This window comes from Bartonella sp. AS69XJJH (genome assembly GCF_042195585.1).
Taxonomy (GTDB): Bacteria; Pseudomonadota; Alphaproteobacteria; order Rhizobiales; family Rhizobiaceae; genus Bartonella.
Map to the genome: position 1 here is coordinate 1 of NZ_JBHIOO010000081.1, position 1,558 is coordinate 1,558.

Here is a 1,558-nt window from a genome sequence, read left to right on the forward strand (position 1 = left end):
GTTTCTCAAACAATTCTGTCGCATCAAAATGTTGCCATTCAAGCACAACCAGAAACAAATGCCCCCGTTCATTTTGGACAACTTTTAGCTCATGGCAAGGCAAATATTGAGGGCGGGGCGGTTGACTTTTCTTCGCTGATGACGGGTGAAGAAGCTGTTTTAAAGGTTGGCAGCCTTGATGCAGGCACACTGATGACAGGTGTCGTTTCTACGGGCGGTTCAGGGGATCTTATTTTAGATAAAAAGGGCTTTCTTTTGATTACAGCAAAAGAAGGGGTGAAGGTTGGGCAGATTGCCAGTGGTGGCAATATTGAAATTTTTGCAGGCAACGACATTTATTATGATCAGGTCATTGGCTATGGCACAGCTACATTGACATCGGTATCAGGAGAGATCAGTGTTGAGAATGTGCTGTCTGCTAAGGGGGATGTGAGGTTGACGGCAACAACTCTCGATTTAAGCAATAATCGTTCTCATATTTACACGCCGCAAACGCTGTATTTAGTTGCAGATCATATTGATGTCTCGGGCAGCGAATTGACTTATGGTGGTTTAGACTTTCAAAGCACCAATGCCCTTGATATTCACAATGCACGGCTTCAAGCCGTGACAGATGAGGGGGGGACTGGAGATATTCTTTTTGTTGCTCCAAGCGTTATGGTTGATGAGACAACTTCTGTTTTAGCAGCACGAGATTTCGTGATCAAAACGGGAGAGCTTGGAAATAGCGGTCAATTGGCATCGGGGCAGGATTTAATCTTTAGCGTGACGGGGGATGTGACCAACAACAAAACGGGCTTAATTTATGTGAAGGGCAATGGTGTTTTACAAGTTGATGGTGCTTTGCTCAATGATTTTGGCACCATAATGACAGAAGGTGATTTATCTTTCACCAATGCAGCTGGCAGCGGAAAAAGCCTTTCGCTTGTGAACAAAGCAGGCTTTATTCAAGCTGGTGGAAACTTAAATATCCAAACCAACACCCTGAAAAACGAAGCTGATAGCACGCCTGTCATCATGGAAAAAACGGAATATAGCGATATTTCTTTCCAAAGACCAAAGGGTTCTGATCAACTCAGTGATGGGATGTTATATCAGGAGGACCCCAATCTTTGGGGAAAGGGGCACGAATATCAAGAAGATAAACTAATAGGAAAAGGGCATGTAGAACTTTTTTTGGATATTCCACTTTGGGCGAGCAAAGAAGGAACCTATGGCACTGCAATTTCAAGCGATGGAATAGTTTATAAGGCATTCACTTGGAAACATAAGTCTATAAAGAAGGAATTGTCTGTACACCGGTATCAATGGAATGGTGATAGGTGGGGGGTCTTATCCCCAAATGAACACTGGTCACATATGACAGAAAAGACTGTCACACAAGCATTTTCGCATAAACCAACTGTTTCGGGGGTAATACAATCTAGTGGCAACCTCATCATTAACGCTGATACCATTGACAACCATTATAGCTCTATGAGAGCAGGGGGGAATGCTGATATCCACGCCAATGTGCTGACCAATTTAGGGGCAACGGCTTATAAAAAAACCTATCTTG

General features: G+C 43.5%; 1 pseudogene. It reads left to right on the forward strand.

Annotated features, from left to right (window positions below):
* A pseudogene (locus ACFIK6_RS09740) lies at positions 1 to 1,558 on the forward strand (filamentous hemagglutinin); the annotation flags it as partial.